This window comes from Lysinibacillus sp. FSL K6-1151 (genome assembly GCF_038630755.1).
Classification (GTDB): Bacteria; Bacillota; Bacilli; order Bacillales_A; family Planococcaceae; genus Lysinibacillus; species Lysinibacillus fusiformis_D.
The window spans coordinates 3,884,145-3,909,952 of the sequence record NZ_CP152040.1 but is presented as its reverse complement, the minus strand read 5'-3'; the positions used below and the strand labels follow the sequence as shown (position 1 = coordinate 3,909,952).

Genomic DNA, 25,808 nt, shown 5'->3' with positions numbered 1-25,808 from the left:
TCCTCTAAAGTAGGTCACTACTTGGAGGATTTTTTTGTATAGTAAAAGCGACAGATTAATCTTGATTTAGCGGGTGTTCAAACTCCCTTGATTTAAGATCATCTGTCGCTTAAAACGCTAGTTAAATAAATTCTTCTTCAAATTCTACATTGATTTCATGTCCATGATGACTTTGATAGGATACGATGAGTGTATCTAGATGCTCTAGATTTTCCTCATAATCTAAAATACGCGATAGTATATAAAGTAGGTGATAGCTAGAAAATTCCATATCGCCTTCTTCACGAGCAAAGTTGACTTGCTTGATGAAAATTTCCATCAGTTCATTGCGTTGGACATAGTCGATGCTTTTACTCCACTGTGAATGCTCAGGCTTTAATTTCCCTGTATATTTCAAGAGCAATTGTTCATGGTATGTTAATAAGGAATCAAGTCGCTCCTGTATCATCAAGTGAAATTGTGTAGGTAGCTGCGCCAATTCGTTTTCATGCTTATGCAAACGCTGTAGTAATTCTAAGCTTTTTTTGGAAGTTAAAATCATTTGACGATAGACTACAAGTTTACGTGCTTTCACATACTTTTTATTTTTGAAGTAATTACGTTCTTCCTTGAATAAATCATACAGCGTATCCACGCGCAACATACGGCTTTTAAATTTACTTAATGCTCCCTTTGTGGATGTATGCTCAGAAGCCTGACGTACAGCAAGTCGTGTCCAACGAATAATATCGTCCTGTAAAATATAGATTTTACGGAATAGCTTTACCTCGTATTTCGGTGGTAGGAAAACAAGGTTAACAACAAATGCTGCTAACACTCCAACTAATATAGTAACAAAGCGTATCAATCCAAACGTTAAGAAGTCATCGCCTTGAAATTCCATAATAGCCACAACTGACACCAACGCCAACGAAAGCGATTTTTCAAGTTTAAACTTCAACATTAAACCAATAGCTATTATGACGGCTATGCCAATGGCAACAACATGATGGCCAAAGAGTAAGCCAAACATAACGGCGATAGTCGCACCTATAATATTTGCCTGCACTTGCTCTACAATAGTTTGATATGAACGATAAATAGAAGGCTGAATCGCAAAAATGGCTGCAATTCCAGCAAAAACAGGTGAAGGGAGCTTTAATAATTCTGCGATAAACAGTGCTAAGACAATAGCGACACCAGTTTTAAATACACGGGCACCTAATTTCATAAAGATGTCCTTTCTGTCTAATATTTTTTAGTTTCTTTACATTATAGAAGGAAGTGCACATAAAATACATAGATTTGTATGCTTGAATATGAAAAAGGCGACTTTTACTAACAAGTCGCCTTTGTATTGTCACATGCTTACAATTGAGAAAACGCAGTATCTACGGCTTTAATAGTTTCAAGAATATCTGCTTCCGTATGCTCAGTTGTTAAGAACCACGCTTCATATTTAGAAGGAGCTAGATTGATACCTTGCTCAAGCATCAATTTAAAGAAACGACCAAAGATTTCACCGTCAGAGTTTTCAGCTTGGTCGTAGTTTTCTACTTTCACATCTGTAAAGTAAATCGTTAGTGCCCCTTTGAGGCGATTTAATGTGATGGTTACGCCATGCTTCTTGGCAGCAGCTAAAATACCCTCTTCTAGAATTCCACCTAATCGATCCATTTCATCGTAAATACCTGGTGTTTGTAGCACTTCTAGGCAGGCAATCCCTGCTTGCATAGAGGCAGGGTTTCCAGCCATCGTACCTGCTTGATATGCAGGGCCGAGGGGGGCAACTGTATCCATAATTTCTTTACGACCACCGTATGCTCCGATTGGTAAGCCACCGCCAATAACTTTACCCAGTGCTGTTAGATCAGGTGTTAGACCGAGTAAATTTTGAGCACCACCATAGTGGAAGCGGAAGGCTGTGATGACTTCATCGTAAATCGTTAAAGCACCTTTTTCTTTTGCTGTCGCATGTACTAATTCAAGGAAACCTGGGTTTGGTTCCACAATACCGAAGTTGCCTACGATTGGTTCAATTAAGATCGCTGCAATTTCCTCGCCCCATTTATTCATAGCTTCTGTAAAGGCTTCAGGGCTATTGAAAGGTACCGTAATAACTTCTTCAGCAGTCGAAGTTGTTACACCTGCTGAATCAGGCGTTCCTAATGTAGCTGGGCCAGAACCGGCAGCTACTAATACTAAATCGAAGTGACCGTGGTAGCAACCAGCAAATTTCATGATTTTTGTTCGGCCTGTATAGGCGCGTGCAACACGAATAGTTGTCATAACAGCCTCAGTACCAGAGTTGTTAAAACGCACTTTGTCCATAGATGGGATGGCTTCTTTTAGCATTTTTGCGAAAGTAACCTCATATTCAGTTGGCGTTCCAAACAATGTACCATTTTCAGCTGCATGTGTAATGGCCTTTGCAATATGAGGATGGCCATGACCAGTAACGATTGGTCCATATGCTGCTAGATAGTCGATATAACGATTGCCATCTACATCCCAAAAATAAGCGCCTTTTCCTCGAGCCATTGCCACAGGAGAACCGCCACCTACTGCTTTATATGAACGAGAAGGGCTGTTTACACCACCCACGATATGCTGTATAGCCTCTGCATGTATTGCTTCAGATTTTGCGTGATTCATAGAATTGCCTCCTAACTTTTTATACGTAATCTATTGTAGACCTATCGTTGTAAGAAATCCAAAGAAATTAAGGAATATGACTTGATTTGTTACTTAGAGTAAAATAGAACCTACAGAGGAGGAGATTGTTATGACTTTACTAGAAGGACAAAAGGCGCCAGATTTTTTTCTAATGAATGAAAAGGGAGAAATGGTGCAGTTAGCTAATTTGAAAGGACAGAATGTTATTTTATACTTCTATCCCAAAGATATGACACCAGGCTGCACGACGGAGGCTTGTGATTTTCGTGATAAGTTCGAGGACTTCAGTCATTTAAATGCTGTTGTTCTAGGTGTTAGTCCAGATAACGCAAACAAACATACAAAATTTATTGATAAGCATGGTTTACCGTTTTCATTATTAGTTGATGACGATCATACCGTTGCTGAAGCATATGGTGTGTGGGTTTTAAAGAAAATGTATGGACGTGAATATATGGGCATAGAGCGTTCAACGTTTTTAATTGATACTGAGGGTAAGCTTGTAAAAGCTTGGCGTAAAGTACGTGTAAAAAATCATATTGAAGAAGTGTATACCTATTTAGCAGATCAGGAGGCAGCAAAGTGAAAATCTATTTTACATTTGAACCTAGACCAGATTTACGAGAGCCGTTATTAGCAGAATTTCCACAGGTTGATTTTATCTTCAAAAGTGGCTTATCGAATGAAGTTCTTCAACAAGCGGATGTTTTAGTTACATATGGTGAAGATTTAACAGAAGAAAGTATCCAATATGCGACAAAGCTAAAATGGATTTTCGTTGCCTCAGCAGGTATAGAAAAAATGCCAGCTCAAGCGATTATTGAACGTGGGATTTTAGTTTCGAATGTCCGTGGTATTCATAAAACACCAATGGCTGAATCGATGCTTGCCCATATTTTAGCGATTAAACGTGCGTTACCTTGGATGTATGAGCAGCAAAAGAAAAGTGAATGGTCGAAAAAAGCGCAGCAAACGGAATTACGAGATAGTACGGCGCTTATTTTAGGCCCAGGAGCGATTGGTTCAGAAGTTGGGCGTTTATTGCAGGCTTTTGGTGTGACGACGATTGGTTGCAACCGCTCTGGAAAAGAAGCGGCGTATATGGATACGATGATTAGCTTTGCTCAATTAAAAGAGGCCTTACCTAATGCGGATATCGTTATTTCGGTGTTACCAAAAACAAAAGAAACGACCCATTTATTAAAAGAAGAGCATTTTGCTGCTATGAAAAATAGCGCCATCTTCATGAATTTTGGTCGAGGCAATTTAGTGGGAGAAAAGGTACTCATTCAAGCAATCAAAAAAGAGCAAATTGGTTACGCCGTTTTAGATGTCTTTGAAGAAGAGCCTCTGTCAACGGACAATCCATTATGGACGTTACCGAATGTCATTGTATCACCACATGTATCTAGCCATTCTTCTCGTTATGTTGAACGAAGCTTAGAAATTTTCAAGCCAAGCCTAACAAAATGGCTGAAGGGTGACACGGATTTAGAAAATACGATGGATTTATCTAGAGGATATTAAGGGCCAGCCATTGATTTATTGAGAATAAGCAATGTGTGATTGTTGACGAAGTAGTGCGAATTGGATACACTATTTATAACAATTATAAATTAATAATACTTATGGAAGAGGTGCATGACGATGTCTGCAACGCATTTACAGGATGCACTGGACACGTTAAAAACAACTGGTGTTCGTATTACTCCTCAGCGTCATGCTATTTTGGAATATCTTATTCAATCAATGGCACATCCTACTGCCGATGAAATTTATAAAGCACTTGAGGGAAAGTTCCCTAATATGAGTGTAGCGACTGTCTATAACAACCTGCGCGTATTTCGTGAAGTGGGTCTTGTGAAAGAACTGACTTATGGAGATGCTTCAAGTCGCTTTGATTTCGTGACAAATGACCATTACCATATGATTTGTGAATGCTGTGGTAAGATCGTCGATTTCCATTATCCAGGACTCGACGAAATAGAGCATTTTGCATCACAGGTAACTGGTTTTGATGTGCACTCGCATCGTTTAGAGATATACGGCACTTGTCCATCATGTAAAGTTGCTACTGCTAAAGTACAATAAAAATCCTAGCTCTTACAAGGGCTAGGATTTTTTTGTTTTATTATTATAGGATTGATCGAACTCTTTACCTTCTAAAGTTGGATCAAGCGTTAGTGGTTCATTACAGTACATGCACATATCAACACGCCCTAAAACCTTTGTATGTTTATGACAATTAGGACATTCCACTTGAATAGCTCTTGTTGAAAGCAACCCGATCCAAGCATATACGACTGTGCTACCGATAATACATAAAACACCTAATGACATGAAAATTAAAACTAATATCGGGCTATTTTTAAAGAAAATTCCTCCGTACATGACAATAAAACCGAAGAAGATTAGTGCTAATGCGAATGAACGAATTTTATTAATTTTACTTTTGTAAGGTTTCATATTTCATCTTGCCTCCCAATCTAAAATCTACTATAACATATAAGGGCGAAGTATTTTAGCTTTGAGATGAATGAAAGAAGGAATACTTTTAGAGTATGTCGAATTTTTAACGGAACAAGAGAACCTATATGAATAAAGGGGGGCTGAACATGGAGCAGGTATTGCGTCCAATCTACCAAGAACGTGCGAGTCAGTCGAATACATTAGGCGTAATTTTAGTGGAGAAGCGTGAGGAACATAGTAACGTTACAGATACATTTGATACAGTTTTATTAATTATCGTAAAAGAAGCAGAGCAGCCAGTCTTTTCGAAACATTACTTATATGAAGGAAATAAAGTAGCTCTACATACAGTTACAGAGAAGTTAATACGAAAATGGTTGCTCATCGGTTCTAATAAGAAGGTAGTCGATTGGATTTTCTTTGGAAGGGTGTTATTTGATCGTAATGAATTTTTGCATAAATTAAAAATAGAATTGCAAGAATTCCCGTATAGCGGTCGTAAAATTAAAACAGGCATCCAATTCTCAAAGTTAATTCGCAGATATCTGGAGGGGAAAGAATACTTCGATAAAGGAAGTTACTTGGATGCTTATAATCACGTAGTCGATTCATTACATCATTTGGGTCGTCTTTCTATTATAGATAGCGGACTATACCCTGAAGTTACTGTTTGGGCACAAGTGAAAAAAATAGAGCCTGCTATCTACAAGCTGTATGAAGAGCTAGTGACGAGTAATGAGCCAATAGAAAAGCGCTTAGAATTATTGTTTTTAGCAAGTGAGTTTTTAATTCATTCTCGTACACGTGATGGTGCACAGCATATATTAGAAGTTATGCAAACGAAAGACATGTGGACGATTCAGGAATTGCATGACCATCATGAGCTCATGAATTACTCAGTTGATTTAGAAGTGTTTGTCGAATATTTAGTGGATAAAGGCTATATTCAAATAGAACCAATTGCTGCAAAAAATGAGATGATATTTCACCGTCATTACAAGGTCAATAAAGAGGCACTAGAAATGGGGCAATGACTGTAGTATGCTTGTAATCGAGGTATTTAAAAATACCTCGATATTTTTTTAGAAAAGTAGTTGACGAATGATATCTTGGTATTGTATTATATTAATTGTCGCTAAGACATAACGAAATGCTCGATGAAAAACACAAAAAACTTTTTCAAAAAAGTAGTTGACATGATTTGAGCGAGATGTTAATATTAAGAAGTCGCTGAAAAACGACTTGAATAATGAACCTTGAAAACTGAACAAGCAAAACGTAATCAATAAAGTTTTTAGTAACTAACTTCGGTTAATGAACGAAACAAAATTTTGGACATCAAAATGATGCCAGCAAAACAATTTGAGCTATTCAAATTTCTTTTATGGAGAGTTTGATCCTGGCTCAGGACGAACGCTGGCGGCGTGCCTAATACATGCAAGTCGAGCGAACAGAGAAGGAGCTTGCTCCTTTGACGTTAGCGGCGGACGGGTGAGTAACACGTGGGCAACCTACCTTATAGTTTGGGATAACTCCGGGAAACCGGGGCTAATACCGAATAATCTGTTTCACCTCATGGTGAAACACTGAAAGACGGTTTCGGCTGTCGCTATAGGATGGGCCCGCGGCGCATTAGCTAGTTGGTGAGGTAACGGCTCACCAAGGCGACGATGCGTAGCCGACCTGAGAGGGTGATCGGCCACACTGGGACTGAGACACGGCCCAGACTCCTACGGGAGGCAGCAGTAGGGAATCTTCCACAATGGGCGAAAGCCTGATGGAGCAACGCCGCGTGAGTGAAGAAGGATTTCGGTTCGTAAAACTCTGTTGTAAGGGAAGAACAAGTACAGTAGTAACTGGCTGTACCTTGACGGTACCTTATTAGAAAGCCACGGCTAACTACGTGCCAGCAGCCGCGGTAATACGTAGGTGGCAAGCGTTGTCCGGAATTATTGGGCGTAAAGCGCGCGCAGGTGGTTTCTTAAGTCTGATGTGAAAGCCCACGGCTCAACCGTGGAGGGTCATTGGAAACTGGGAGACTTGAGTGCAGAAGAGGATAGTGGAATTCCAAGTGTAGCGGTGAAATGCGTAGAGATTTGGAGGAACACCAGTGGCGAAGGCGACTATCTGGTCTGTAACTGACACTGAGGCGCGAAAGCGTGGGGAGCAAACAGGATTAGATACCCTGGTAGTCCACGCCGTAAACGATGAGTGCTAAGTGTTAGGGGGTTTCCGCCCCTTAGTGCTGCAGCTAACGCATTAAGCACTCCGCCTGGGGAGTACGGTCGCAAGACTGAAACTCAAAGGAATTGACGGGGGCCCGCACAAGCGGTGGAGCATGTGGTTTAATTCGAAGCAACGCGAAGAACCTTACCAGGTCTTGACATCCCGTTGACCACTGTAGAGATATAGTTTCCCCTTCGGGGGCAACGGTGACAGGTGGTGCATGGTTGTCGTCAGCTCGTGTCGTGAGATGTTGGGTTAAGTCCCGCAACGAGCGCAACCCTTGATCTTAGTTGCCATCATTTAGTTGGGCACTCTAAGGTGACTGCCGGTGACAAACCGGAGGAAGGTGGGGATGACGTCAAATCATCATGCCCCTTATGACCTGGGCTACACACGTGCTACAATGGACGATACAAACGGTTGCCAACTCGCGAGAGGGAGCTAATCCGATAAAGTCGTTCTCAGTTCGGATTGTAGGCTGCAACTCGCCTACATGAAGCCGGAATCGCTAGTAATCGCGGATCAGCATGCCGCGGTGAATACGTTCCCGGGCCTTGTACACACCGCCCGTCACACCACGAGAGTTTGTAACACCCGAAGTCGGTGAGGTAACCTTTTGGAGCCAGCCGCCGAAGGTGGGATAGATGATTGGGGTGAAGTCGTAACAAGGTAGCCGTATCGGAAGGTGCGGCTGGATCACCTCCTTTCTAAGGATTATTTCGGAATACAAACCTAGGGTTTGTAAGATTACGTTTTGCGTTCAGTTTTGAAGGTTCATTCTTCTTGAATGAATTACTTCTAATTATGTGCTCCTGTCGCTACGCTTTCGTCGCAAAGCTGCGAGATGTAGAAGCAGGCAGTAGCTTTGTTCTTTGAAAATTGGATAAAACGACATTGAAATTGTAACAAACACATTTATTTTTTAAGTTTTTTTATAGGCTTAATAACATTAGAAGGTTTCAAGACACGAGCAGTTCTAGGAAGCAATCGAGTGAATGAAGGAGCGTACTTGAGTACATGACTGATTGAACGAGTGAAGCTGACAACGAAATGTGATGTGTATTGAAAGCCGTTAGGTTAAGTTATTAAGGGCGCACGGCGAATGCCTTGGCACTAGGAGCCGAAGAAGGACGGCACTAACACCGATATGCTTCGGGGAGCTGTAAGTGAGCTTTGATCCGGAGATTTCCGAATGGGGGAACCCACTACGTTTAATCGCGTAGTATCTTGACGTGAATACATAGCGTCTTGAAGGCAGACCCAGGGAACTGAAACATCTAAGTACCTGGAGGAAGAGAAAGAAAAATCGATTCCCTGAGTAGCGGCGAGCGAAACGGGAAGAGCCCAAACCAAGAGGCTTGCCTCTTGGGGTTGTAGGACACTCAATACGGAGTTACAAAAGAGCGAGTTAGATGAAGCGACTTGGAAAGGTCCGCCAGAGCAGGTAAAAGCCCTGTAGTCGAAAGTTCGTTCTCTCCTGAGTGGATCCTGAGTACGGCGGAACACGTGAAATTCCGTCGGAATCCGGGAGGACCATCTCCCAAGGCTAAATACTACCTAGTGACCGATAGTGAACCAGTACCGTGAGGGAAAGGTGAAAAGCACCCCGGAAGGGGAGTGAAAGAGATCCTGAAACCGTGTGCCTACAAGTAGTTAGAGCCCGTTAATGGGTGATAGCGTGCCTTTTGTAGAATGAACCGGCGAGTTACGATTACGTGCGAGGTTAAGCTTTAGAAGGCGGAGCCGCAGCGAAAGCGAGTCTGAATAGGGCGAAATAGTACGTGGTCGTAGACCCGAAACCAGGTGATCTACCCATGTCCAGGGTGAAGGTAAGGTAACACTTACTGGAGGCCCGAACCCACGCACGTTGAAAAGTGCGGGGATGAGGTGTGGGTAGCGGAGAAATTCCAATCGAACTTGGAGATAGCTGGTTCTCTCCGAAATAGCTTTAGGGCTAGCCTCGTGATGAGAATACTGGAGGTAGAGCACTGTTTGGACTAGGGGGCCATCCCGGTTTACCGAATTCAGACAAACTCCGAATGCCAGATATTTATACACGGGAGTCAGACTGCGAGTGATAAGATCCGTAGTCAAAAGGGAAACAGCCCAGACCACCAGCTAAGGTCCCAAAGTAATCGTTAAGTGGAAAAGGATGTGGCGTTGCACAGACAACCAGGATGTTGGCTTAGAAGCAGCCATCATTTAAAGAGTGCGTAATAGCTCACTGGTCGAGTGACGCTGCGCCGAAAATGTATCGGGGCTAAACGATTCACCGAAGCTGTGGATTGACATCTACGATGTCAGTGGTAGGAGAGCGTTCTAAGTGCGTTGAAGTCAGACCGGAAGGACTGGTGGAGCGCTTAGAAGTGAGAATGCCGGTATGAGTAGCGAAAGACGGGTGAGAATCCCGTCCACCGTATGACTAAGGTTTCCTGAGGAAGGCTCGTCCGCTCAGGGTTAGTCGGGACCTAAGCCGAGGCCGATAGGCGTAGGCGATGGACAACAGGTTGATATTCCTGTACCACCTCCTCACCGTTTGAGAAATGGGGGGACGCAGTAGGATAGGGTAAGCGCGCTGTTGGTTATGCGCGTCCAAGCAGTAAGGCGTGTGTGTAGGCAAATCCGCACACTGTAACGTTGAGCTGTGATGGCGAGTCCGTATGGACGAAGTTCCTGATTTCACACTGCCAAGAAAAGCCTCTATCGAGGTGAGAGGTGCCCGTACCGCAAACCGACACAGGTAGTCGAGGAGAGAATCCTAAGGTGTGCGAGAGAACTCTCGTTAAGGAACTCGGCAAAATGACCCCGTAACTTCGGGAGAAGGGGTGCTCTTGAGCGTGCAAGCGCATGAGAGCCGCAGTGAATAGGCCCAGGCGACTGTTTAGCAAAAACACAGGTCTCTGCAAAACCGTAAGGTGACGTATAGGGGCTGACGCCTGCCCGGTGCTGGAAGGTTAAGAGGAGTGGTTAGCGCAAGCGAAGCTGCGAATTGAAGCCCCAGTAAACGGCGGCCGTAACTATAACGGTCCTAAGGTAGCGAAATTCCTTGTCGGGTAAGTTCCGACCCGCACGAAAGGCGTAACGATCTGGGCACTGTCTCAACGAGAGACTCGGTGAAATTATAGTACCTGTGAAGATGCAGGTTACCCGCGACAGGACGGAAAGACCCCGTGGAGCTTTACTGTAGCCTGATATTGAATTTTGGTACAACTTGTACAGGATAGGTAGGAGCCAGAGATCTCGGAGCGCCAGCTTCGAAGGAGGCGTCGGTGGGATACTACCCTGGTTGTATTGAAATTCTAACCCATGCCCCTTAGCGGGGCAGGAGACAGTGTCAGGCGGACAGTTTGACTGGGGCGGTCGCCTCCTAAAAGGTAACGGAGGCGCCCAAAGGTTCCCTCAGAATGGTTGGAAATCATTCGTAGAGTGTAAAGGCACAAGGGAGCTTGACTGCGAGACCTACAAGTCGAGCAGGGTCGAAAGACGGGCTTAGTGATCCGGTGGTTCCGCATGGAAGGGCCATCGCTCAACGGATAAAAGCTACCCCGGGGATAACAGGCTTATCTCCCCCAAGAGTCCACATCGACGGGGAGGTTTGGCACCTCGATGTCGGCTCATCGCATCCTGGGGCTGTAGTCGGTCCCAAGGGTTGGGCTGTTCGCCCATTAAAGCGGTACGCGAGCTGGGTTCAGAACGTCGTGAGACAGTTCGGTCCCTATCCGTCGTGGGCGTAGGAAATTTGAGAGGAGCTGTCCTTAGTACGAGAGGACCGGGATGGACACACCGCTGGTGTACCAGTTGTCTTGCCAAAGGCATCGCTGGGTAGCTATGTGTGGACGGGATAAGTGCTGAAAGCATCTAAGCATGAAGCCCCCCTCAAGATGAGATTTCCCATTACGCAAGTAAGTAAGATCCCTCAAAGACGATGAGGTAGATAGGTTCGAGGTGGAAGTGTGGTGACACATGGAGCTGACGAATACTAATCGATCGAGGACTTAACCAAAATGTTTGAACCATTCAATGTACGTTTATCCAGTTTTGAAAGAATAAAAAATATTATAATATACTTGTAATTTTGATAAAATATGTTATAATAAGTATTGTCTTTCAAATAGTCTAGTGATGATGGCAAAGAGGTCACACCCGTTCCCATACCGAACACGGAAGTTAAGCTCTTTAGCGCCGATGGTAGTTGGGGGCTTCCCCCTGTGAGAGTAGGACGTCGCTAGGCTATATACTAAAATTATTCCGAAGTAGCTCAGTTGGTAGTAGCACCTGACTGTTAATCAGGTTGTCGCAGGTTCGAGTCCTGCCTTCGGAGCCATTCTTGGAGAGTTGTCCGAGTGGCCGAAGGAGCACGATTGGAAATCGTGTAGGCGGTTAACACTGTCTCAAGGGTTCAAATCCCTTACTCTCCGCCAGCACTTTGATTTATTCCAAAAGTTGGCCCCTTGGTCAAGTGGTTAAGACACCGCCCTTTCACGGCGGTAACACGGGTTCGAATCCCGTAGGGGTCACCATTTAAATACCCAGATGGAGGATTAGCTCAGCTGGGAGAGCATCTGCCTTACAAGCAGAGGGTCGGCGGTTCGAGCCCGTCATCCTCCACCATTATTTTTACAATAGTATATGATTATCGCGGGGTGGAGCAGTGGTAGCTCGTCGGGCTCATAACCCGAAGGTCGTTGGTTCAAATCCGGCCCCCGCAACCAAATGGTCCCGTGGTGTAGCGGTTAACATGCCTGCCTGTCACGCAGGAGATCGCCGGTTCGATCCCGGTCGGGACCGCCATTTTTTTTAATAACAAGGGTCAGTAGCTCAGTTGGTAGAGCATTAGATTGAAGCTCTAAGTGTCGGCGGTTCGATTCCGTCCTGACCCATCATTTTTTTTGCCGGTGTAGCTCAGTTGGTAGAGCAACTGACTTGTAATCAGTAGGTCGTGGGTTCGACTCCTATCGCCGGCACCATGTATTCCCGGAGGGGTAGCGAAGTGGCTAAACGCGGCGGACTGTAAATCCGCTCCTTAGGGTTCGGCGGTTCGAATCCGTCCCCCTCCACCAGTTTTATTATTATAGGGGCATAGTTCAACGGTAGAATAGAGGTCTCCAAAACCTTTGGTGTGGGTTCGATTCCTACTGCCCCTGCCAATTAATTTTATGGCGATTGTGGCGAAGTGGTTAACGCACCGGATTGTGGTTCCGGCATTCGTGGGTTCGATTCCCATCAGTCGCCCCATTTAAAGTAAAATTAATAAAAATCAAATCATAATATAATGGCGATTGTGGCGAAGTGGTTAACGCACCGGATTGTGGTTCCGGCACTCGTGGGTTCGATTCCCATCAGTCGCCCCATTTATATAATTATCTTTTGGGGTATAGCCAAGCGGTAAGGCAACGGATTTTGATTCCGTCATGCCCTGGTTCGAATCCAGGTACCCCAGCCATTTTTGCGGAAGTAGTTCAGTGGTAGAACACCACCTTGCCAAGGTGGGGGTCGCGAGTTCGAACCTCGTCTTCCGCTCCAACTTCGATGGCGGCATAGCCAAGTGGTAAGGCACAGGTCTGCAACACCTTTATCACCGGTTCAAATCCGGTTGCCGCCTCCATATTTTAACTCTAATCGGTGTATCCGATTTTTTTTATCTCCATTATGCCGGTGTGGCGGAATTGGCAGACGCGCACGACTCAAAATCGTGTTCCTTTGGAGTGTCGGTTCGACCCCGACCACCGGTATCCTAGACAGTATGTTAAAACTGTCTATAGAAACGTTTCTTACTTAGTGTAAGAAGCGTTTTTTTATTTGTCATCAATAATAATATTGCATTTTAAACCTCGCGTGAATGATTAAAATTTCTTATGCCAAAAGAGGATATAAATACATACATATTGAATAAACAGTAAATACGAAGGTAGGTGTGGAACATGATTATAAGGGAAGCAAAATTGTCGGATGCTAAAGGCATAGCAAAAGTTCATGTAGATAGTTGGAAGAATACTTATAAAAATATTCTTCCTACCGAGTATTTAGAAAAATTGTCTTATGAGCAAAGAACAGAATTATGGGTAAGGAACATCTCTAAAGTTGATCATTATGTCTTTGTTGCAGAAAACAATAATGGGGAAATTATTGGATTTACTGATGGTGGTAAGAGAGCTGAAAATGAAATTGAAGGGTCTGGGGATTTAACATCCATCTACATTTTAGATCAATTTCAGGGTCAAGGAATAGGCAGTAAACTAGTCAATAAATTGTTTACTAAGTTGAAAGCATTAGGCTATGAAAAAATATTTGTTGAGGTTTTAGAGGATAATCAGTCGAAGCGTTTTTATGAGAGATTGGGTGCTAGATTAGAAAAAACGGAAAAGATTAATATAGGAAATAAAGACTTAGACTTATTAATTTATGTGTGGAGTAATATAGATCCTGTTCTTTATCAAACTAAAGGAATAGGAAAGGCTGATTAAAATAAGTAGCATTGGTGGTGAAAATTTTGCATCCCATACAACGAAATGAAATACCTAAAGACATAGTTGAGTATGTTGGAGGAGTTATCCATATTTATTTTCCAAGACAAGGACATACATCGGATGTAGGAATTCTTAATTCTAAAAGAGGAATATTCGTTTTAAAAAGAACAAAAGGAACACAATTTTGTTCCTGGTTAACGAAAGAAGCAACTGTCCTTAAACATTTATCAAAATCTACATTACCAGTTCCAACGTTGCATTATTTTATTGAACAACCATTAGAAAATCAGTCATGGGCTTTAATGGCATATTTAGAAGGCGACACCGTTAGAAGTGCACTAGAAAATGAGATTAAAGAGGAAAACAGACATGAAATAATATTTAATTTTGGAAAGATCCTTTCTGCCATTCATTCAACCCGATGTCCACAAGAGTTAGTAAAAAACACACCATGGATAGACGATATGTTGGGACAAGCTGAGTGTAATTTGAAAAATTTTAAAGTAGATGGCACTCCAAAATTATTAGATAAATTGAAAAGGAAAAAACCAAAAATCATTCAGCAAACATTTATACACGGTGATTTCACAATTGACAATGTTCTTGTACAGAATAGAAAAATTTCAGGAGTTATCGATTGGAGTACTGGAGCATTAGGTGATCCACGATATGATGTTGCTCTGGCGGTACGCCCTAAACCACATGTATTTGAAACAGAACAAGACGAACAGATATTCTATGAAGGGTACGGCGTTAAGTTAATAGACCAAAATGAATACAATTACTTTAAAAATGGATTATATGAATTTTTTTAAATTAAAAATATTTTAAACCGTTCTATAGGATAAAAACTTCCTTTATAGATCGGTTTTTTATTTTCCCGTTCATTTTTAATGATTAGTTCATGCTCTGTTCATGTAAACATTTTAAGCTATGAGTAATCAAAGAAATGGAGGGGTTAGTAATGAATCTTGCGTGGAAAGAGATAAAGAAGAATAAAGTACGGTTTTTAATCTTAGGCTCCATTATCTTCCTAGTTAGTTTTTTAACGTTTATTATTTCGGGTTTGGCAAATGGTCTATCGCAGGATAATGCAGCTTTAATTAAAGATTTACCGAATGGGCAAATTTACATGGCTGAAGATGCAGAGGGGGCGTTTAATCTTTCGAGAATTGATAGCGACCTTCAACAGGAAGTCATGGGGAAAGAGAAAGAAGCAGTAGCTTTTTCGATTCAAATGGGCTTTTTAAATGATCAAGACGATAAACAGCAGAGTGTTGCCTTTGTTACATCTACCGAGTCCAGATTGTTTCAAAATGTGCATCAAGGGGAGGTACTGTTAGATAGCTCGTTACAGGATAAAGGAATCAAAGTCGGAGATACATTAAAGAATAATCAATACAATGGTGAGTTCATCGTTAAAGGCTTTGTGGAGCAAAAGAAATATAGCCACGCACCTGTCGCTTACATTAGTGAAGAGGCCTATCACGAGATGTATCGTGTAAATGACAAACAGTTAATTTATGTACCAAATAGCGAGCCAAAAGAGTTTAAAGGGCTACAAGCATACAACAATAAAGAATTTCTCAATACAATTCCCAGCTATAGTGCGGAACAGCTATCTTTAAATATGATTATATGGTTCTTAGTTGTCATTAGTGGCATGTTATTCGCCATTTTCTTCTATATGATGAATGTGCAAAAAATTGGTTTGTATGGCATCTTAAAAGCAATTGGTTTAAAAACAAGTAAGTTGTTTAAAATGATCTGGACACAGATGGCTATTATTACAATGATCTCACTTGTCATATCCATTAGCCTTAGCCAGTTATTTAATGTTGTTGCACCTAAGGGAATGCCCTTCACCTTAGCAATTGGCACCATAACACAGTTATCCATAGTGTTTCTTATCATTGGCTTTATCGGAGCTACATTGTCGGGTCTACAAATTAAAAAAATTGAACCGTTACAAGCCATACAACAAGGGGAGGCATAATCATGACATTGTTTACAATTGATGGAGTACGAAAAACGTTTAAAAATGGTGAAGTGGAGGAGGAAATTTTAAAAGGTATCAATCTTTCGTTAAAAGAGGGGGAGATTACTGCATTGGTAGGTGCGTCTGGTTCAGGGAAAAGTACACTGTTAACGATAGCTGCGGGACTACAGCCAGCAACAGATGGGCAAGTGTTTTTCGAAGAACAAAATCTTACAACGATGAGCACTGAGCAGGTACGGAAATTACGTGCAAGTAAATTTGGCTTTGTCTTTCAGTTTGCGCATCTCGTACCATTTCTGACAGTGGAGGAGCAGCTGCTGTTAATGCTAGATGTTGCTGAGTCTCGGTTAAAGAAGCACGAACAGCAGCATGAAGTGAATCATCTACTACAATTAGTTGGAATGGCTCATCGTAAAACGGCTTATCCTTCCTCCTTATCAGGTGGAGAAAAGCAGCGTGTAGCAATCGCACGTGCCATCATTCATCAACCAAAAGTATTGTTTGCTGATGAACCAACAGCTAGTTTAGACTCCCAGCGTTCTAAAGAAATTATGCTGTTGCTAAGAGAATTAACGAAAACATTAAAGATTACAACATTAATGGTGACACATGATGAAGAAATGCTCGCCTATGCTGATCGTATTATTAAAATGAGCGATGGGCTTGTGTTACCAAATGCTATGTACTAATTGGAAATACCACAATCATATCTTTTATGGTTGTGGTATTTTCATATGAAGAGTAAAAATTGACTTAGATGGGTAAAGAATCGAAGGAGGAGGGATAATGTGAAGAACCTATTGAAAATTATATGTTTAATCCTGATAACTGTTTGTCTATTACCTAAGGAAGTACGGGCAGCAAGCTTTAAAGATTTAACTGATGAGACATTATTAACAGAAATTGATTATTTAGTAGAGCAGGATATTGTGAGGGGTTATTCAAATACTCTGTTCAAGCCGAACGAAAAAGTTACGAAAGCACAGGTTGCTGTGATGTTAACTCGTGCTCTAGGATTAAATACAATCAATATAAAAAATCCTAATTTTCAGGATGTAACGACTGCACATAAGTATTATAAAGAAATTGCTGCGGTACAAAATGCGGGCATTTTTAATGCAGTCGATAAATTTCATCCAGATGCAATGATTACAAGAGGACAAATGGCTATTGTACTGCACAGAGCCTTTCAATTAAAGGGCTCAGATCCTTATTATTTTTCGGATGTAACGGAGCAGACACCAGGCTATAAAGAGATTTTAACATTGGCTCATAATCATTTAATAAGAGGTTATGAGGATGGAGCATTTAAACCAAATGAACCTGTTACACGTGCTCACTTTTCAGCATTTTTGGCACGAGCGATGACTCTGACTAAGCCTGATTTGCTAAAAGATCCTGCTTTTGTTTATACGTATGCTCATTATTCTTTAAGTGATAATCAACGCTATACGTTAAACTATCAATATGACCATCATGACGGTAAAAATGATGTATGGACAGTCCAAAATGTAAGTACAGCACAAACATTTCCTAATGAACTGTTATATGGACATGACCGTATATATGGTCAAGCTATTGCTAGTGATGCTACCACACATTATGATTTGTATTTGGAACTACCACTTAGAATAGGTGTCATTTTACATGAGGATGACGAGGGAGTGACGTCTGGTGTACGAGTGACAGTTAAAACGACTAACGGTACTGTGCGAGCTGGTGAGGTTCAATATACAGGTGTCGTGATACTTGAAGAAAGATCCATCTATAGTGATGTGGTGAAAACTTATTATTTTGTAGATGGAATTGGTTTAGTGAAAGAGCTACACAATGACATTGTTGTGTTAGAGTTATTAAATCGTACAATGAAATAAATTGAAAGCAAGCCTCTTTTTGAAGTGGGCTTGCTTTGTTGTTAGTTTTGTAATGTAATATGAAAAAAACGCTGAAGAGCTTGCAGCCATTCTTTGTCATTGTGTGTAGTATAAATTGTTAAGGATGAACCTTCATAGATTCTAAATTCGTTGTTCATCATGGTATGACGTCCACGAGTAGTGCGAATCATAGCAATTTTATTTTTTTGCTGCGAGAGTCGAGGTGCAAATTTTGCCTCATTTGCATCATCATGAAAACTATAAAGCAAACGCCAATTTTGTTTTGTTTGTTCAAACAGCATCCAACCATTTGCTTCATCTCGTTCTATTTTATATAACTCTTGGCCTTCACGATGTTGATGTCCTGCAATCAATGGTACTGGCTTACAGGGTGCTAAAGCACCTACTCCTACATCTGAGATATAGGTCTGTCCACCCTCATTTATTAATAAAAGCTGGTGCATAGGAATCTCCTCTGTAGGTGTATCTTCTGCCACGTTACGCCAAAACTGCGCATATCGATTCGTAACAGAGAATCCAAGTTCCCGCAAGAGCCAGCTAAATAAGATATTGAGTTCAAAGCAATTGCCACCACGTCGTTCAACCATTATTTTTTGATATAAATCAGGGATAGCGAAGGAGATACCACGGTTCAAGGCAACATCTAAATTTTCATAGGGAATGGTCAATAGATGTTTCGTTTGTAGTTGTCCAAGTAGTTGTATAGTTGGCTCTAAAGATCCTTGAAATTGAATATGCTGTAAATAGTGATGAATCTGAGAATTCATAAAATCGCCTCACTTCCTTATTAATAACATAACCGAAATAGTCTAAGATTACACGCATAAACTGAAGGAGGAAATGATAGAAAAATAGCTAAATAACTAGTAAGATTAATATATTAGCTACTATAAAGTGAAATATTTTACATATTAGTTAATAATATTGAGGGTAAGGTAGGTATCGTAATTACTATGAAGTGGATAGAAGTAAATACATATGAGGAAATGAGCGAAGTTGCAGCTCATATTTTCTCCAAGCAAATACAAGAGAAACCTAATAGTATTTTAGGGTTAGCAACGGGTGGATCACCTGTTGGTATGTATAAGAAATTAGTGGCGAGACATCAGGCAGGTCATCTATCTTTTAAGGATGTTCAAACTTTTAACTTGGATGAGTATGTAGGTCTTGAGCAAACAAGCCCAGCAAGCTATTGGACTTTCATGCATAAGAATTTATTTAATTTTGTAGATATACAAGAAGAAAATATACATTTGCCAAATGGCAAGGCAGCCGACTTAGCTACCGAATGTCTTGCATATGATAGACGTATTGAGGAAGCAGGAGGCATTGATTTACAGCTGCTTGGAATCGGTGTGAATGGTCACATAGGCTTTAACGAACCCGGCACTTCGTTTGATTCTATGACTAATATAGTTGAGTTAACAGAGTCCACAAGAACAGAAAACGCTATTTACTTTGATGACCCTTCTGAAGTGCCCACACATGCGATTACGATGGGCATTCAATCCATTATGAAGGCAAAGGAAATCGTCCTTATTGCCTTTGGAGAGAAGAAGTTGGATGCAATGGAAAAATTGAAGAGTGGTCATGTGACGGAAGATTTCCCAGCAAGTCAATTATTAAACCATCCTAATGTTACGATTATTTATGGTGGAACAAACTAACAAGAATAAGCAAGGACTTCTTATAGTGGAAGTCTTTGCTTATTTGTTTTTCCGGTAGGATAATTTTCATCGAAAAAAATAAATATTCACCTTGTCCGCACCAAACAGTATGACACTGTTATTCCAGCAAAAAAGCAACGATAGAAGCAAAAATACCAGCAATCGTTGCTGTCTATTTCCAATGAATAAAGTTTGTGCTAGATAGTGTGTCTGGAAGGTAAGCTCTATGGCGAGATTATCATAAAGCGATAACTTCTAATATTATGGTTTATTTTAGGCATGAAGCATCGCAATAATCAATGCTCCCATAGTATGGCTATGCTAAAATAAGGAAAAGAGGAGTGATTGCGTTGAAAAGTACAGTACCGTATCTACAAAAAGGTGATTTAGTTGGTGTTATTGCCCTTTCAAGTCTGGTAGAGCCTGAAAAGCTAGGAGATGCATTAGCTTTTTTGGACGAATTGGGGCTTCGCTATATTGTAGGTGATACGATTCATGCTAAACATGATTATTTAGCTGGAGATGACGAGACCAGGTTAGGTGATCTGCATGAAATGGTGAAAAACCCTGAAGTGAAAGCGATCTTTTGTGCCAAGGGAGGCTATGGCTCTGCACGAATTGCTGAAAAAGTTGATTATACTTTATTAGAGGAAAACCCTAAAATTTTTTGGGGCTTTTCAGATCTGACATATTTACATTGTGCCATCAATGAATATGCCAACCTAGTGACATTTCATGGCCCTCTGCTTATGGCAGCTAGTAAGATGGATGACTTATCAAAGAAAATGTTTTTACAATTATTTTCCCCGATGGAAATTCAGTATACAGAGGCGATTTCTCCTTTAACAACAATTGCTGGGGGTGTTGCAAGAGGTGAAATTATCGGAGGCAATCTCTATCGTCTTGTCAGCACATTAGGAACCAAATTTGAAGTGCGTACTGAAGGTCGAATTTTATTGATAGAAGAACTAGGTGAAACGATTCCAGGAATTGATTCGATGCTTCAGCAATTAAAACAGGCTAGGAAGTTAGAACAGTTAGCAGGTGTAATCATTGGCTCATTTACACAGACAGGAGCTGATGAAGCGGCATTGCATCTGTTGATGAAGGAGTATTTTGCTGAATTGGGCATTCCGGTTGTGGCTGGCTTTAAGATTGGGCATGAAACGACGAATATTGCCATTCCACTAGGAGTGGATGCTATTTTAGACGCCGAGGAAAAGGTATTGAAAATATTACCTGGCGTGCATAAATGATGTAGGATGGATATTGAAAAAACACTATATGAATCGGCAGTAGCATTAGCAGAAAAAAGATATCCCTCTGGCTGGGGAGGAACTGCAACTTTGTATACTGAAGATGGGCGGATTTTAACAAGTATCGCACCAGAGGTCATGAATGCCAGCTACTGAATTATGTATGGGAACGGGAGCCATTCTAGAGGCCCATCAATTCAATACAAAGGTTACACATTCAATTTGTGTTGCTCGAGAAAGTGAAAAATCAGAACTTATACCATGCGGGGTCTGTCAGGAAAGACTTTTCTATTGAGGAGAGAATGTGAAAGCTGCGATTACGAATGCAAATGGTGAATTAGTATTTAAGTTATTAAAAGAAATTCAACCCTATCATTGGTATAAGGCTTATGAGCAATAATGCAAAAAGAGGCTTATACATAATTAATTTGGCTATTATGAAAGCCAGATAATTTTAAGACAAAAAGCAAACCCGAGCTACTACAAAACACTAAAGGAGTGTTTCGTAAAATAGATCGGGTTTTTCATTGGTTTGTCCCAGCCTATTTTTAACTTAGTTAATATGGCTCGGCATCATGACCTTTATTGATAGCATCTTGAGGTGCTTGATCGCCATCGATATTGCCAAGTGGTTTAGAAGCGGAGGCGTTTTTTCGTGCCTTATGCAAACCTTCTTTGAGTAAACGACCATATTCTTCATCCGCTTCCTCTGCTAGCGCAATCATTGCATTTTGAATATCCTCGTGACAGACTGATAAATCGCGTATTAAGTTTTCAAGAAGTTCATTTCGCTCCCACTGCTCAAAGCTACGGTAAGTTTCGCCAGCTTGCTTAGTATTGCTTTGACGATCGATTGATTCACGAACAAGATTTCCCTCTACATAGGGTGTATGTTCTTTCCCAGCTTGTGTCGCTTCCTTTAAACCATTGAGCATAGATGGCTCATAATTTATATGTGGATTTTGACCGGGTGCTAAATCACGTTTATACATCATTTGCCCACCATGTTGATTGGTAGCAACACGCTTTTTAGGCGCATTAATCGGTAGCTGTAGATAGTTAGCTCCTACACGATGACGCTGTGTATCAGAGTAAGAGAAAGTACGACCTTGCAGCATTTTATCATCAGAAAAGTCTAAGCCATCAACCAGTACCCCTGTGCCGAATGCGGCCTGTTCCACCTCAGCAAAATAATCCTCAGGATTTTTGTTTAATACCATTTTGCCAACTGCATACCATGGGAATTGATCGTTTGGCCAAAGCTTTGTATCATCCAATGGATCAAAATCAAGCTCAGGATGTGGACCATCCTCCATTATTTGAACATGTAGCTCCCATTCAGGATATTCACCACGATCGATGGCATCATATAAATCTTGAGTGGCATGATTGAAATTTTTCTGTTGGATTTCTTCTGCTTCTTTTTGTGTTAAATTTTTAATGCCTTGTAGTGGTTCCCAGTGATATTTGACAAGAACCGCATTCCCTTCATCATTAACCCATTTATACGTATTGACCCCAGAGCCTTGCATCATACGATAATTAGCTGGAATCCCCCAAGGTGAGTAGACAAAAGTGACCATATGGAAGGTTTCTGGAGAGCTAGCACAAAAGTCAAAGAAACGTTCGACGCTCTGAATATTAGTAATAGGATCTGGCTTAAAAGCATGGATCATGTCTGGGAATTTCATGGCATCACGAATAAAGAATATTTTTAAATTATTGCCCACTAAATCCCAGTTGCCATCCTCTGTATAAAATTTGACTGCAAAGCCTCGTGGATCACGTAAAGTTTCAGGGGAGTGACCGCCGTGTATCACAGTTGAAAAACGCACCAAGACAGGCGTTTTCTTCCCTTTATCCTGAAAGACTTTTGCACGTGTATACTTTGAAATTGGATCATTACCCACAACACCATAAGTTTCAAAATAACCATGTGCACCAGCACCACGAGCATGGACCACTCGTTCAGGAACTCTCTCTCGGTCAAAGTGACTCATCTTTTCTAGAAAATCATAATTTTCAAGTGTTGCAGGACCACGATTACTGATTGTTCGTAAATTTTGATTGTTGGTAATCGGATGGCCCTGTCGATTTGTTAAGGTTGTATCTTGCTCATGTGTTGAATCATTTTGCTGTGTCATAGTATGACCCCTTTCCTATAGATACTTCCATTTTGTCCTTGAATGGGGCAAACTAGACATTCGAATTCATCGACATTTAAACTTGGTATCAATATGCCATGATTTACCGTTTATGTCCTTAAAAAAATGCTCAATCTACATAAAAAGGCTCTCCATACATAAATGTAGGAGAGCCATGGATGGCGTTTTCAAACGGAATCAAGTTGGTTGAGTATGGCTTTTGCCTATAGTTGGTCATTAGTCATCGGTCATACAGTAACAGGTAACTTGTTATTGGTTTGAGGCAAGTTAGCTCAAAAGCTGAATTTGAAAACAGCACATCCAACTCGGTTTGGAGTCTCACCGCCCCGAGATTAGAAATAACGAGAATCGTCAAAGTTAATTTGTATACTATAATTTTTTGAATTAATAAGATTGGATAGTTTATGCGCATCTTTTTCGAGTTGAATTGCTCGTTCTCGATATGCATCAGGCTCATACAAAGTGATTTCGTATAACATTGCATTTTCACCATAGCCGAATCGGACACTTTCTTTTTCACGCATACTAAATTCTTTACACAATTCAGCCTCGGCACGGAGCTGTGTCGCCAATTCGATGGCTTCTACTAGTGCTAACTTTTCACCTTTAAAATCGACTGTGTTTTGAATGTTCGCTTCATATACTAAACGGTCTAGCGTACGTGCATCGAGACGAATTTGTGCTAGGTCAGCCTCAATAAGGGGGAGAGCGCGATTACTTGTTTTAGGAGCTTGTCCTTTTTCTACTGTCACAACAGCACTACGATGTAGTTCACTAACAAGCTCTTGAGTTTTCTTCCCTAAAATACTTTTTAGTTTAACTGCTTCTGCAAGATTAATCATGAAAACACGTCCTTTTTATAGTGTAGTAGATGGCGCATTATTTGACAAAAGTGCGGTTTGATAATGACCGCCATGGATTTGATTAAACATTTTTCCTGCTGACGCAAGAAGTTCGTTTGCTGCTTCAGTTGTTAACGATGGTCGGAGATAAAATATATGTAATGCCTCAGTCGTTTCCTCTGTAACAGCTGTGCGTTTAGAATCGACAAAAGGTGAGCCAAATGCTCCTACTTCATCACGACTATATAGAATATTTGTTAATGTATTCAATCGCCCATTTAAACCTTCGTAACTAATTTCATCATGACCAAGAGCAATTTCCACAGACCCTTTGATTGGAGCGACATCATACAGCCCAATTGGCATTTCGTATTGGAGAGAAAAGAAATTATTTAAATCAACACCTGAATGAAGTGGTGTTAAATAGTTTTGCTTACTAATTCGACGCATTAGGCTTTCTGCTGAATGACGGTAACGGTTTGGATCAGCACCAAGCTTTTTCCATAGCTGTCTCCATTCTGCGATACCCTCACGCTGTGTCACGGGTTGTTCTTGCATTTCTAGAAAGAGATTTTCCTGATACAATTGCATACGTCCTTTAATCATTTGAGGGGATTCTGCTACGACAATTTTGGTATAATGAATAATGCCGATTTTTAGCTCGGGATGTCGTGCTAATAGAGATTGGTTAATGGAAATTTCCAATGAACATCACCTACTTTATCTATTTCTATTATTGTACCATGTAAGGAGTTGGAAATAAAATGAACATACATGACCTACAACGTGACTTTGTGGCATATGCGATGTCCATTGGCGTTGATAAAATAGGTTTTACAACAGCAGCTCCCTTTACAGAACTAAAGAACAGATTGCGTCGCCAGCAGGAGCTAGGCTACCAGTCTGGTTTTGAAGAAAGTAATATTGAAAAACGTACCGAACCCCTTCAATTATTAAATGAAGCAGAGAGCATTGTAGCGATAGCTGTTGCCTATCCTTCGCGTATGCAAAATGCACCAGTTGGTAAAAAAGGTGCAAGGCGTGGAATTTTTTGTCGAGCTTCATGGGGTGTCGATTATCATACAGCAATACGTGAACGTTTGAAGTTATTATCTGCTTGGCTTGAGGAACACGTCGAGGGTGTGCGAATTGAATCGATGGTAGATACGGGAGCACTTGTAGATCGAGCTGTAGCAGAACGTGCAGGCATTGGCTGGAGTGGGAAAAATTGTTCCATTATAACGCCTGAATTTGGCTCTTATGTGTATTTGGGAGAGCTCATCACAAATATCCCTTTTGCGCCAGATAAGCCAATGGAGGATGAATGTGGAGATTGTCGATTGTGCTTGGATGTTTGTCCGACTGGCGCCTTAATCCAAGGAGGACAACTGAATGCGCAGCGCTGTATTGCCTTTCTGACCCAAACAAAGGGATTACTGCCTGATGAGTTCCGAAATCATATCGGCAATCGTCTTTATGGCTGTGATACATGCCAGACAGTATGTCCTAAAAATAAAGGGAAAATTAATTGGATGCATGAAGAATTTATGCCAGATCCAGAACTTGCCAAGCCATTATTGACTCCTCTTTTAACGATTTCTAATCGAGAATTTAAGGCCAAGTTTGGTCATGTCTCGGGCTCTTGGCGTGGGAAAAAGCCTATCCAGCGTAATGCCATTTTAGCACTCGCTCATTTTAAAGAAGAAGCCGCCATACCAGATTTAATTGATGTTCTTCAAAAAGATGAACGTCCTGTCATTCGTGGCACAGCTGCATGGGCTTTAGGCAAGATAGGTGGAGAAATAGCCCAATCTGCTTTACATGAAGCGGAAGTTACAGAACAGGATGAAGAAGTACTCAGTGAAATTCATAAAGGGTTGCAGTTTTTCCAATAAGTTGAGTCAGGGCAATTGGTTTACTTGCTTTCTATTAGAGGGCGAAATCAGTCACTGGAATTGTCGGAGAAGCGGCTCTAGTTTGAGCGGAGGGTGCTCCAAAAGGTTGGGGTTTCGTTCATAAAGGAAGTCGGTTCGCTCTAAAAGAGCCGTGCCTGCTCATAATATGTGGAAAAGTCGCTCCCAAAGAACTATGGCCCGCTTACCGAGAGGGAAAACCGACTCAAAAGAACTGAGTCTCATTTTATCCGAGGGGCTACTCATTCTAAAAA

At 41.2% G+C, this 25,808-nt stretch carries 19 protein-coding genes, 16 tRNA genes, 3 rRNA genes and 1 pseudogene; 32 read left to right on the top strand and 7 right to left on the bottom strand.

Features of this window, described 5'->3' with window-relative positions; genetic code table 11:
* Nucleotides 1-121 precede the first annotated feature (121 nt).
* Nucleotides 122-1,210 carry an aromatic acid exporter family protein gene (locus MHI04_RS18935; protein WP_036122179.1) on the bottom strand — a complete coding sequence of 363 codons (1,089 nt, stop codon included), beginning with the start codon at nt 1,208-1,210 and terminating at the stop codon, nt 122-124.
* Nucleotides 1,211-1,347: 137 nt separating this feature from the next.
* Nucleotides 1,348-2,634: a glutamate-1-semialdehyde 2,1-aminomutase gene (locus MHI04_RS18930; RefSeq protein ID WP_036122177.1), complete on the bottom strand. Its 1,287-nt coding sequence runs from the start codon at nt 2,632-2,634 to the stop codon at nt 1,348-1,350.
* A gap of 130 nt (nt 2,635-2,764) precedes the next feature.
* On the opposite strand from MHI04_RS18930, the gene bcp reads away from it, so the two are divergent.
* The 3 genes from bcp to perR all read left to right on the top strand — a co-directional run bounded on the left by bcp (nt 2,765) and on the right by perR (nt 4,746).
* Nucleotides 2,765-3,241 (top strand): thioredoxin-dependent thiol peroxidase, encoded by a 477-nt coding sequence (bcp, locus tag MHI04_RS18925; protein WP_058844615.1) that lies wholly within the window; start codon nt 2,765-2,767, stop codon nt 3,239-3,241.
* Nucleotides 3,238-4,182, top strand: a complete 945-nt coding sequence (locus MHI04_RS18920) for a D-2-hydroxyacid dehydrogenase (RefSeq protein WP_036122172.1) — start codon at nt 3,238-3,240, stop codon at nt 4,180-4,182. Before bcp ends, MHI04_RS18920 begins: the two co-directional genes overlap by 4 nt.
* 120 nt (nt 4,183-4,302) lie before the next feature.
* Nucleotides 4,303-4,746, top strand: a complete 444-nt coding sequence (gene perR, locus MHI04_RS18915; RefSeq protein WP_004230508.1) for a peroxide-responsive transcriptional repressor PerR — start codon at nt 4,303-4,305, stop codon at nt 4,744-4,746.
* 21 nt (nt 4,747-4,767) lie between these two features.
* On the opposite strand, the gene MHI04_RS18910 is transcribed toward perR, so the two are convergent.
* A complete protein-coding gene (locus MHI04_RS18910; protein ID WP_004230509.1) occupies nt 4,768-5,121 on the bottom strand; it encodes a YgzB family protein in 354 nt (117 codons plus the stop codon).
* Between the two features lie 149 nt (nt 5,122-5,270).
* On the opposite strand from MHI04_RS18910, the gene MHI04_RS18905 reads away from it, so the two are divergent.
* The 25 genes from MHI04_RS18905 to MHI04_RS18785 all read left to right on the top strand — a co-directional run bounded on the left by MHI04_RS18905 (nt 5,271) and on the right by MHI04_RS18785 (nt 17,690).
* Nucleotides 5,271-6,158: a nucleotidyltransferase-like protein gene (locus tag MHI04_RS18905; protein ID WP_036122165.1), complete on the top strand. Its 888-nt coding sequence runs from the start codon at nt 5,271-5,273 to the stop codon at nt 6,156-6,158.
* A gap of 347 nt (nt 6,159-6,505) precedes the next feature.
* Nucleotides 6,506-8,057, top strand: a 16S ribosomal RNA gene (locus MHI04_RS18900).
* Nucleotides 8,058-8,425: 368 nt separating this feature from the next.
* A 23S ribosomal RNA gene (locus MHI04_RS18895) occupies nt 8,426-11,353 on the top strand.
* A 112-nt stretch (nt 11,354-11,465) separates the two neighbouring features.
* A 5S ribosomal RNA gene (gene rrf / locus MHI04_RS18890) occupies nt 11,466-11,581 on the top strand.
* Together the 16S, 23S and 5S rRNA genes with 16 tRNA genes alongside form the textbook arrangement of a ribosomal RNA operon.
* A 16-nt stretch (nt 11,582-11,597) precedes the next feature.
* Nucleotides 11,598-11,674 (top strand) — tRNA-Asn (locus MHI04_RS18885).
* A 5-nt stretch (nt 11,675-11,679) separates the two neighbouring features.
* A tRNA-Ser gene (locus MHI04_RS18880) sits at nt 11,680-11,771 on the top strand.
* Nucleotides 11,772-11,795: 24 nt separating this feature from the next.
* Nucleotides 11,796-11,870 (top strand) — tRNA-Glu (locus MHI04_RS18875).
* 15 nt (nt 11,871-11,885) lie between these two features.
* Nucleotides 11,886-11,961 (top strand) — tRNA-Val (locus MHI04_RS18870).
* Nucleotides 11,962-11,987: 26 nt separating this feature from the next.
* Nucleotides 11,988-12,062 (top strand) — tRNA-Met (locus MHI04_RS18865).
* 3 nt (nt 12,063-12,065) lie between these two features.
* Nucleotides 12,066-12,141: transfer RNA gene (locus tag MHI04_RS18860), tRNA-Asp, on the top strand.
* A gap of 16 nt (nt 12,142-12,157) precedes the next feature.
* Nucleotides 12,158-12,230, top strand: a tRNA-Phe gene (locus MHI04_RS18855).
* Nucleotides 12,231-12,241: 11 nt separating this feature from the next.
* Nucleotides 12,242-12,317 (top strand) — tRNA-Thr (locus MHI04_RS18850).
* Between the two features lie 9 nt (nt 12,318-12,326).
* Nucleotides 12,327-12,410: transfer RNA gene (locus tag MHI04_RS18845), tRNA-Tyr, on the top strand.
* A gap of 13 nt (nt 12,411-12,423) precedes the next feature.
* Nucleotides 12,424-12,497: transfer RNA gene (locus tag MHI04_RS18840), tRNA-Trp, on the top strand.
* A gap of 12 nt (nt 12,498-12,509) precedes the next feature.
* Nucleotides 12,510-12,585: transfer RNA gene (locus MHI04_RS18835), tRNA-His, on the top strand.
* A gap of 40 nt (nt 12,586-12,625) precedes the next feature.
* Nucleotides 12,626-12,701 (top strand) — tRNA-His (locus tag MHI04_RS18830).
* A gap of 17 nt (nt 12,702-12,718) precedes the next feature.
* A tRNA-Gln gene (locus MHI04_RS18825) sits at nt 12,719-12,793 on the top strand.
* Nucleotides 12,794-12,798: 5 nt separating this feature from the next.
* Nucleotides 12,799-12,873 (top strand) — tRNA-Gly (locus MHI04_RS18820).
* Between the two features lie 8 nt (nt 12,874-12,881).
* Nucleotides 12,882-12,955 (top strand) — tRNA-Cys (locus tag MHI04_RS18815).
* Between the two features lie 46 nt (nt 12,956-13,001).
* Nucleotides 13,002-13,082, top strand: a tRNA-Leu gene (locus MHI04_RS18810).
* Between the two features lie 189 nt (nt 13,083-13,271).
* Nucleotides 13,272-13,814, top strand: a complete 543-nt coding sequence (locus MHI04_RS18805) for a GNAT family N-acetyltransferase (RefSeq protein ID WP_101966938.1) — start codon at nt 13,272-13,274, stop codon at nt 13,812-13,814.
* Nucleotides 13,815-13,840: 26 nt separating this feature from the next.
* Nucleotides 13,841-14,632 (top strand): phosphotransferase, encoded by a 792-nt coding sequence (locus MHI04_RS18800; protein ID WP_342535097.1) that lies wholly within the window; start codon nt 13,841-13,843, stop codon nt 14,630-14,632.
* Between the two features lie 149 nt (nt 14,633-14,781).
* A complete protein-coding gene (locus MHI04_RS18795; protein ID WP_342535096.1) occupies nt 14,782-15,813 on the top strand; it encodes an ABC transporter permease in 1,032 nt (343 codons plus the stop codon).
* 2 nt (nt 15,814-15,815) lie between these two features.
* Complete coding sequence (locus MHI04_RS18790) at nt 15,816-16,505, top strand: ABC transporter ATP-binding protein (protein WP_271910952.1); 690 nt, start codon at nt 15,816-15,818, stop codon at nt 16,503-16,505.
* A 99-nt stretch (nt 16,506-16,604) separates the two neighbouring features.
* A complete protein-coding gene (locus MHI04_RS18785) occupies nt 16,605-17,690 on the top strand; it encodes an S-layer homology domain-containing protein (RefSeq protein WP_271910951.1) in 1,086 nt (361 codons plus the stop codon).
* Between the two features lie 41 nt (nt 17,691-17,731).
* Here the strand turns inward: MHI04_RS18785 and MHI04_RS18780 are convergent, their stop codons facing one another.
* The gene (locus MHI04_RS18780; protein WP_089934979.1) at nt 17,732-18,478 is read right to left on the bottom strand and encodes an arylamine N-acetyltransferase; all 747 of its coding nucleotides are present in this window, start codon (nt 18,476-18,478) and stop codon (nt 17,732-17,734) included.
* Between the two features lie 186 nt (nt 18,479-18,664).
* Between MHI04_RS18780 and nagB the strand changes: the two genes are divergently transcribed.
* The 3 genes and pseudogenes from nagB to MHI04_RS18765 all read left to right on the top strand — a co-directional run bounded on the left by nagB (nt 18,665) and on the right by MHI04_RS18765 (nt 21,034).
* Nucleotides 18,665-19,378 carry a glucosamine-6-phosphate deaminase gene (gene nagB / locus MHI04_RS18775; RefSeq protein WP_249646140.1) on the top strand — a complete coding sequence of 238 codons (714 nt, stop codon included), beginning with the start codon at nt 18,665-18,667 and terminating at the stop codon, nt 19,376-19,378.
* Between the two features lie 350 nt (nt 19,379-19,728).
* On the top strand, nt 19,729-20,634 hold the full coding sequence (locus MHI04_RS18770) for an LD-carboxypeptidase (RefSeq protein ID WP_036119268.1): 906 nt from the start codon (nt 19,729-19,731) through the stop codon (nt 20,632-20,634).
* A 6-nt stretch (nt 20,635-20,640) separates the two neighbouring features.
* A pseudogene (locus tag MHI04_RS18765) lies at nt 20,641-21,034 on the top strand (cytidine deaminase).
* Nucleotides 21,035-21,191: 157 nt separating this feature from the next.
* Here the strand turns inward: MHI04_RS18765 and MHI04_RS18760 are convergent.
* The 3 genes from MHI04_RS18760 to MHI04_RS18750 form a co-directional block, all read right to left on the bottom strand.
* Complete coding sequence (locus MHI04_RS18760; protein ID WP_271910948.1) at nt 21,192-22,778, bottom strand: catalase; 1,587 nt, start codon at nt 22,776-22,778, stop codon at nt 21,192-21,194.
* Nucleotides 22,779-23,131: 353 nt separating this feature from the next.
* Nucleotides 23,132-23,641: a hypothetical protein gene (locus tag MHI04_RS18755; RefSeq protein WP_036119262.1), complete on the bottom strand. Its 510-nt coding sequence runs from the start codon at nt 23,639-23,641 to the stop codon at nt 23,132-23,134.
* A gap of 15 nt (nt 23,642-23,656) precedes the next feature.
* Nucleotides 23,657-24,346: a phenylalanine--tRNA ligase beta subunit-related protein gene (locus tag MHI04_RS18750; protein ID WP_101966939.1), complete on the bottom strand. Its 690-nt coding sequence runs from the start codon at nt 24,344-24,346 to the stop codon at nt 23,657-23,659.
* A 59-nt stretch (nt 24,347-24,405) separates the two neighbouring features.
* Here MHI04_RS18750 and queG point away from each other — a divergent pair, with 59 nt between their 5' ends.
* Nucleotides 24,406-25,536, top strand: a complete 1,131-nt coding sequence (gene queG, locus MHI04_RS18745; RefSeq protein ID WP_058844477.1) for a tRNA epoxyqueuosine(34) reductase QueG — start codon at nt 24,406-24,408, stop codon at nt 25,534-25,536.
* Nucleotides 25,537-25,808: the final 272 nt, after the last annotated feature.

Bases quoted from the DNA above. Each gene is read 5' to 3' on its own strand.
- queG (WP_058844477.1), top strand. From the start codon at position 24,406: ATGAACATACATGACCTACAACGTGACTTTGTGGCATATGCGATGTCC.
- MHI04_RS18935 (WP_036122179.1), bottom strand. From the start codon at position 1,210: ATGAAATTAGGTGCCCGTGTATTTAAAACTGGTGTCGCTATTGTCTTA.
- bcp (WP_058844615.1), top strand. From the start codon at position 2,765: ATGACTTTACTAGAAGGACAAAAGGCGCCAGATTTTTTTCTAATGAAT.
- MHI04_RS18910 (WP_004230509.1), bottom strand. From the start codon at position 5,121: ATGAAACCTTACAAAAGTAAAATTAATAAAATTCGTTCATTCGCATTA.
- MHI04_RS18755 (WP_036119262.1), bottom strand. From the start codon at position 23,641: ATGATTAATCTTGCAGAAGCAGTTAAACTAAAAAGTATTTTAGGGAAG.
- MHI04_RS18780 (WP_089934979.1), bottom strand. From the start codon at position 18,478: ATGAATTCTCAGATTCATCACTATTTACAGCATATTCAATTTCAAGGA.
- MHI04_RS18760 (WP_271910948.1), bottom strand. From the start codon at position 22,778: ATGACACAGCAAAATGATTCAACACATGAGCAAGATACAACCTTAACA.
- MHI04_RS18805 (WP_101966938.1), top strand. From the start codon at position 13,272: ATGATTATAAGGGAAGCAAAATTGTCGGATGCTAAAGGCATAGCAAAA.
- MHI04_RS18905 (WP_036122165.1), top strand. From the start codon at position 5,271: ATGGAGCAGGTATTGCGTCCAATCTACCAAGAACGTGCGAGTCAGTCG.
- MHI04_RS18795 (WP_342535096.1), top strand. From the start codon at position 14,782: ATGAATCTTGCGTGGAAAGAGATAAAGAAGAATAAAGTACGGTTTTTA.
- nagB (WP_249646140.1), top strand. From the start codon at position 18,665: ATGAAGTGGATAGAAGTAAATACATATGAGGAAATGAGCGAAGTTGCA.
- MHI04_RS18790 (WP_271910952.1), top strand. From the start codon at position 15,816: ATGACATTGTTTACAATTGATGGAGTACGAAAAACGTTTAAAAATGGT.
- MHI04_RS18930 (WP_036122177.1), bottom strand. From the start codon at position 2,634: ATGAATCACGCAAAATCTGAAGCAATACATGCAGAGGCTATACAGCAT.
- perR (WP_004230508.1), top strand. From the start codon at position 4,303: ATGTCTGCAACGCATTTACAGGATGCACTGGACACGTTAAAAACAACT.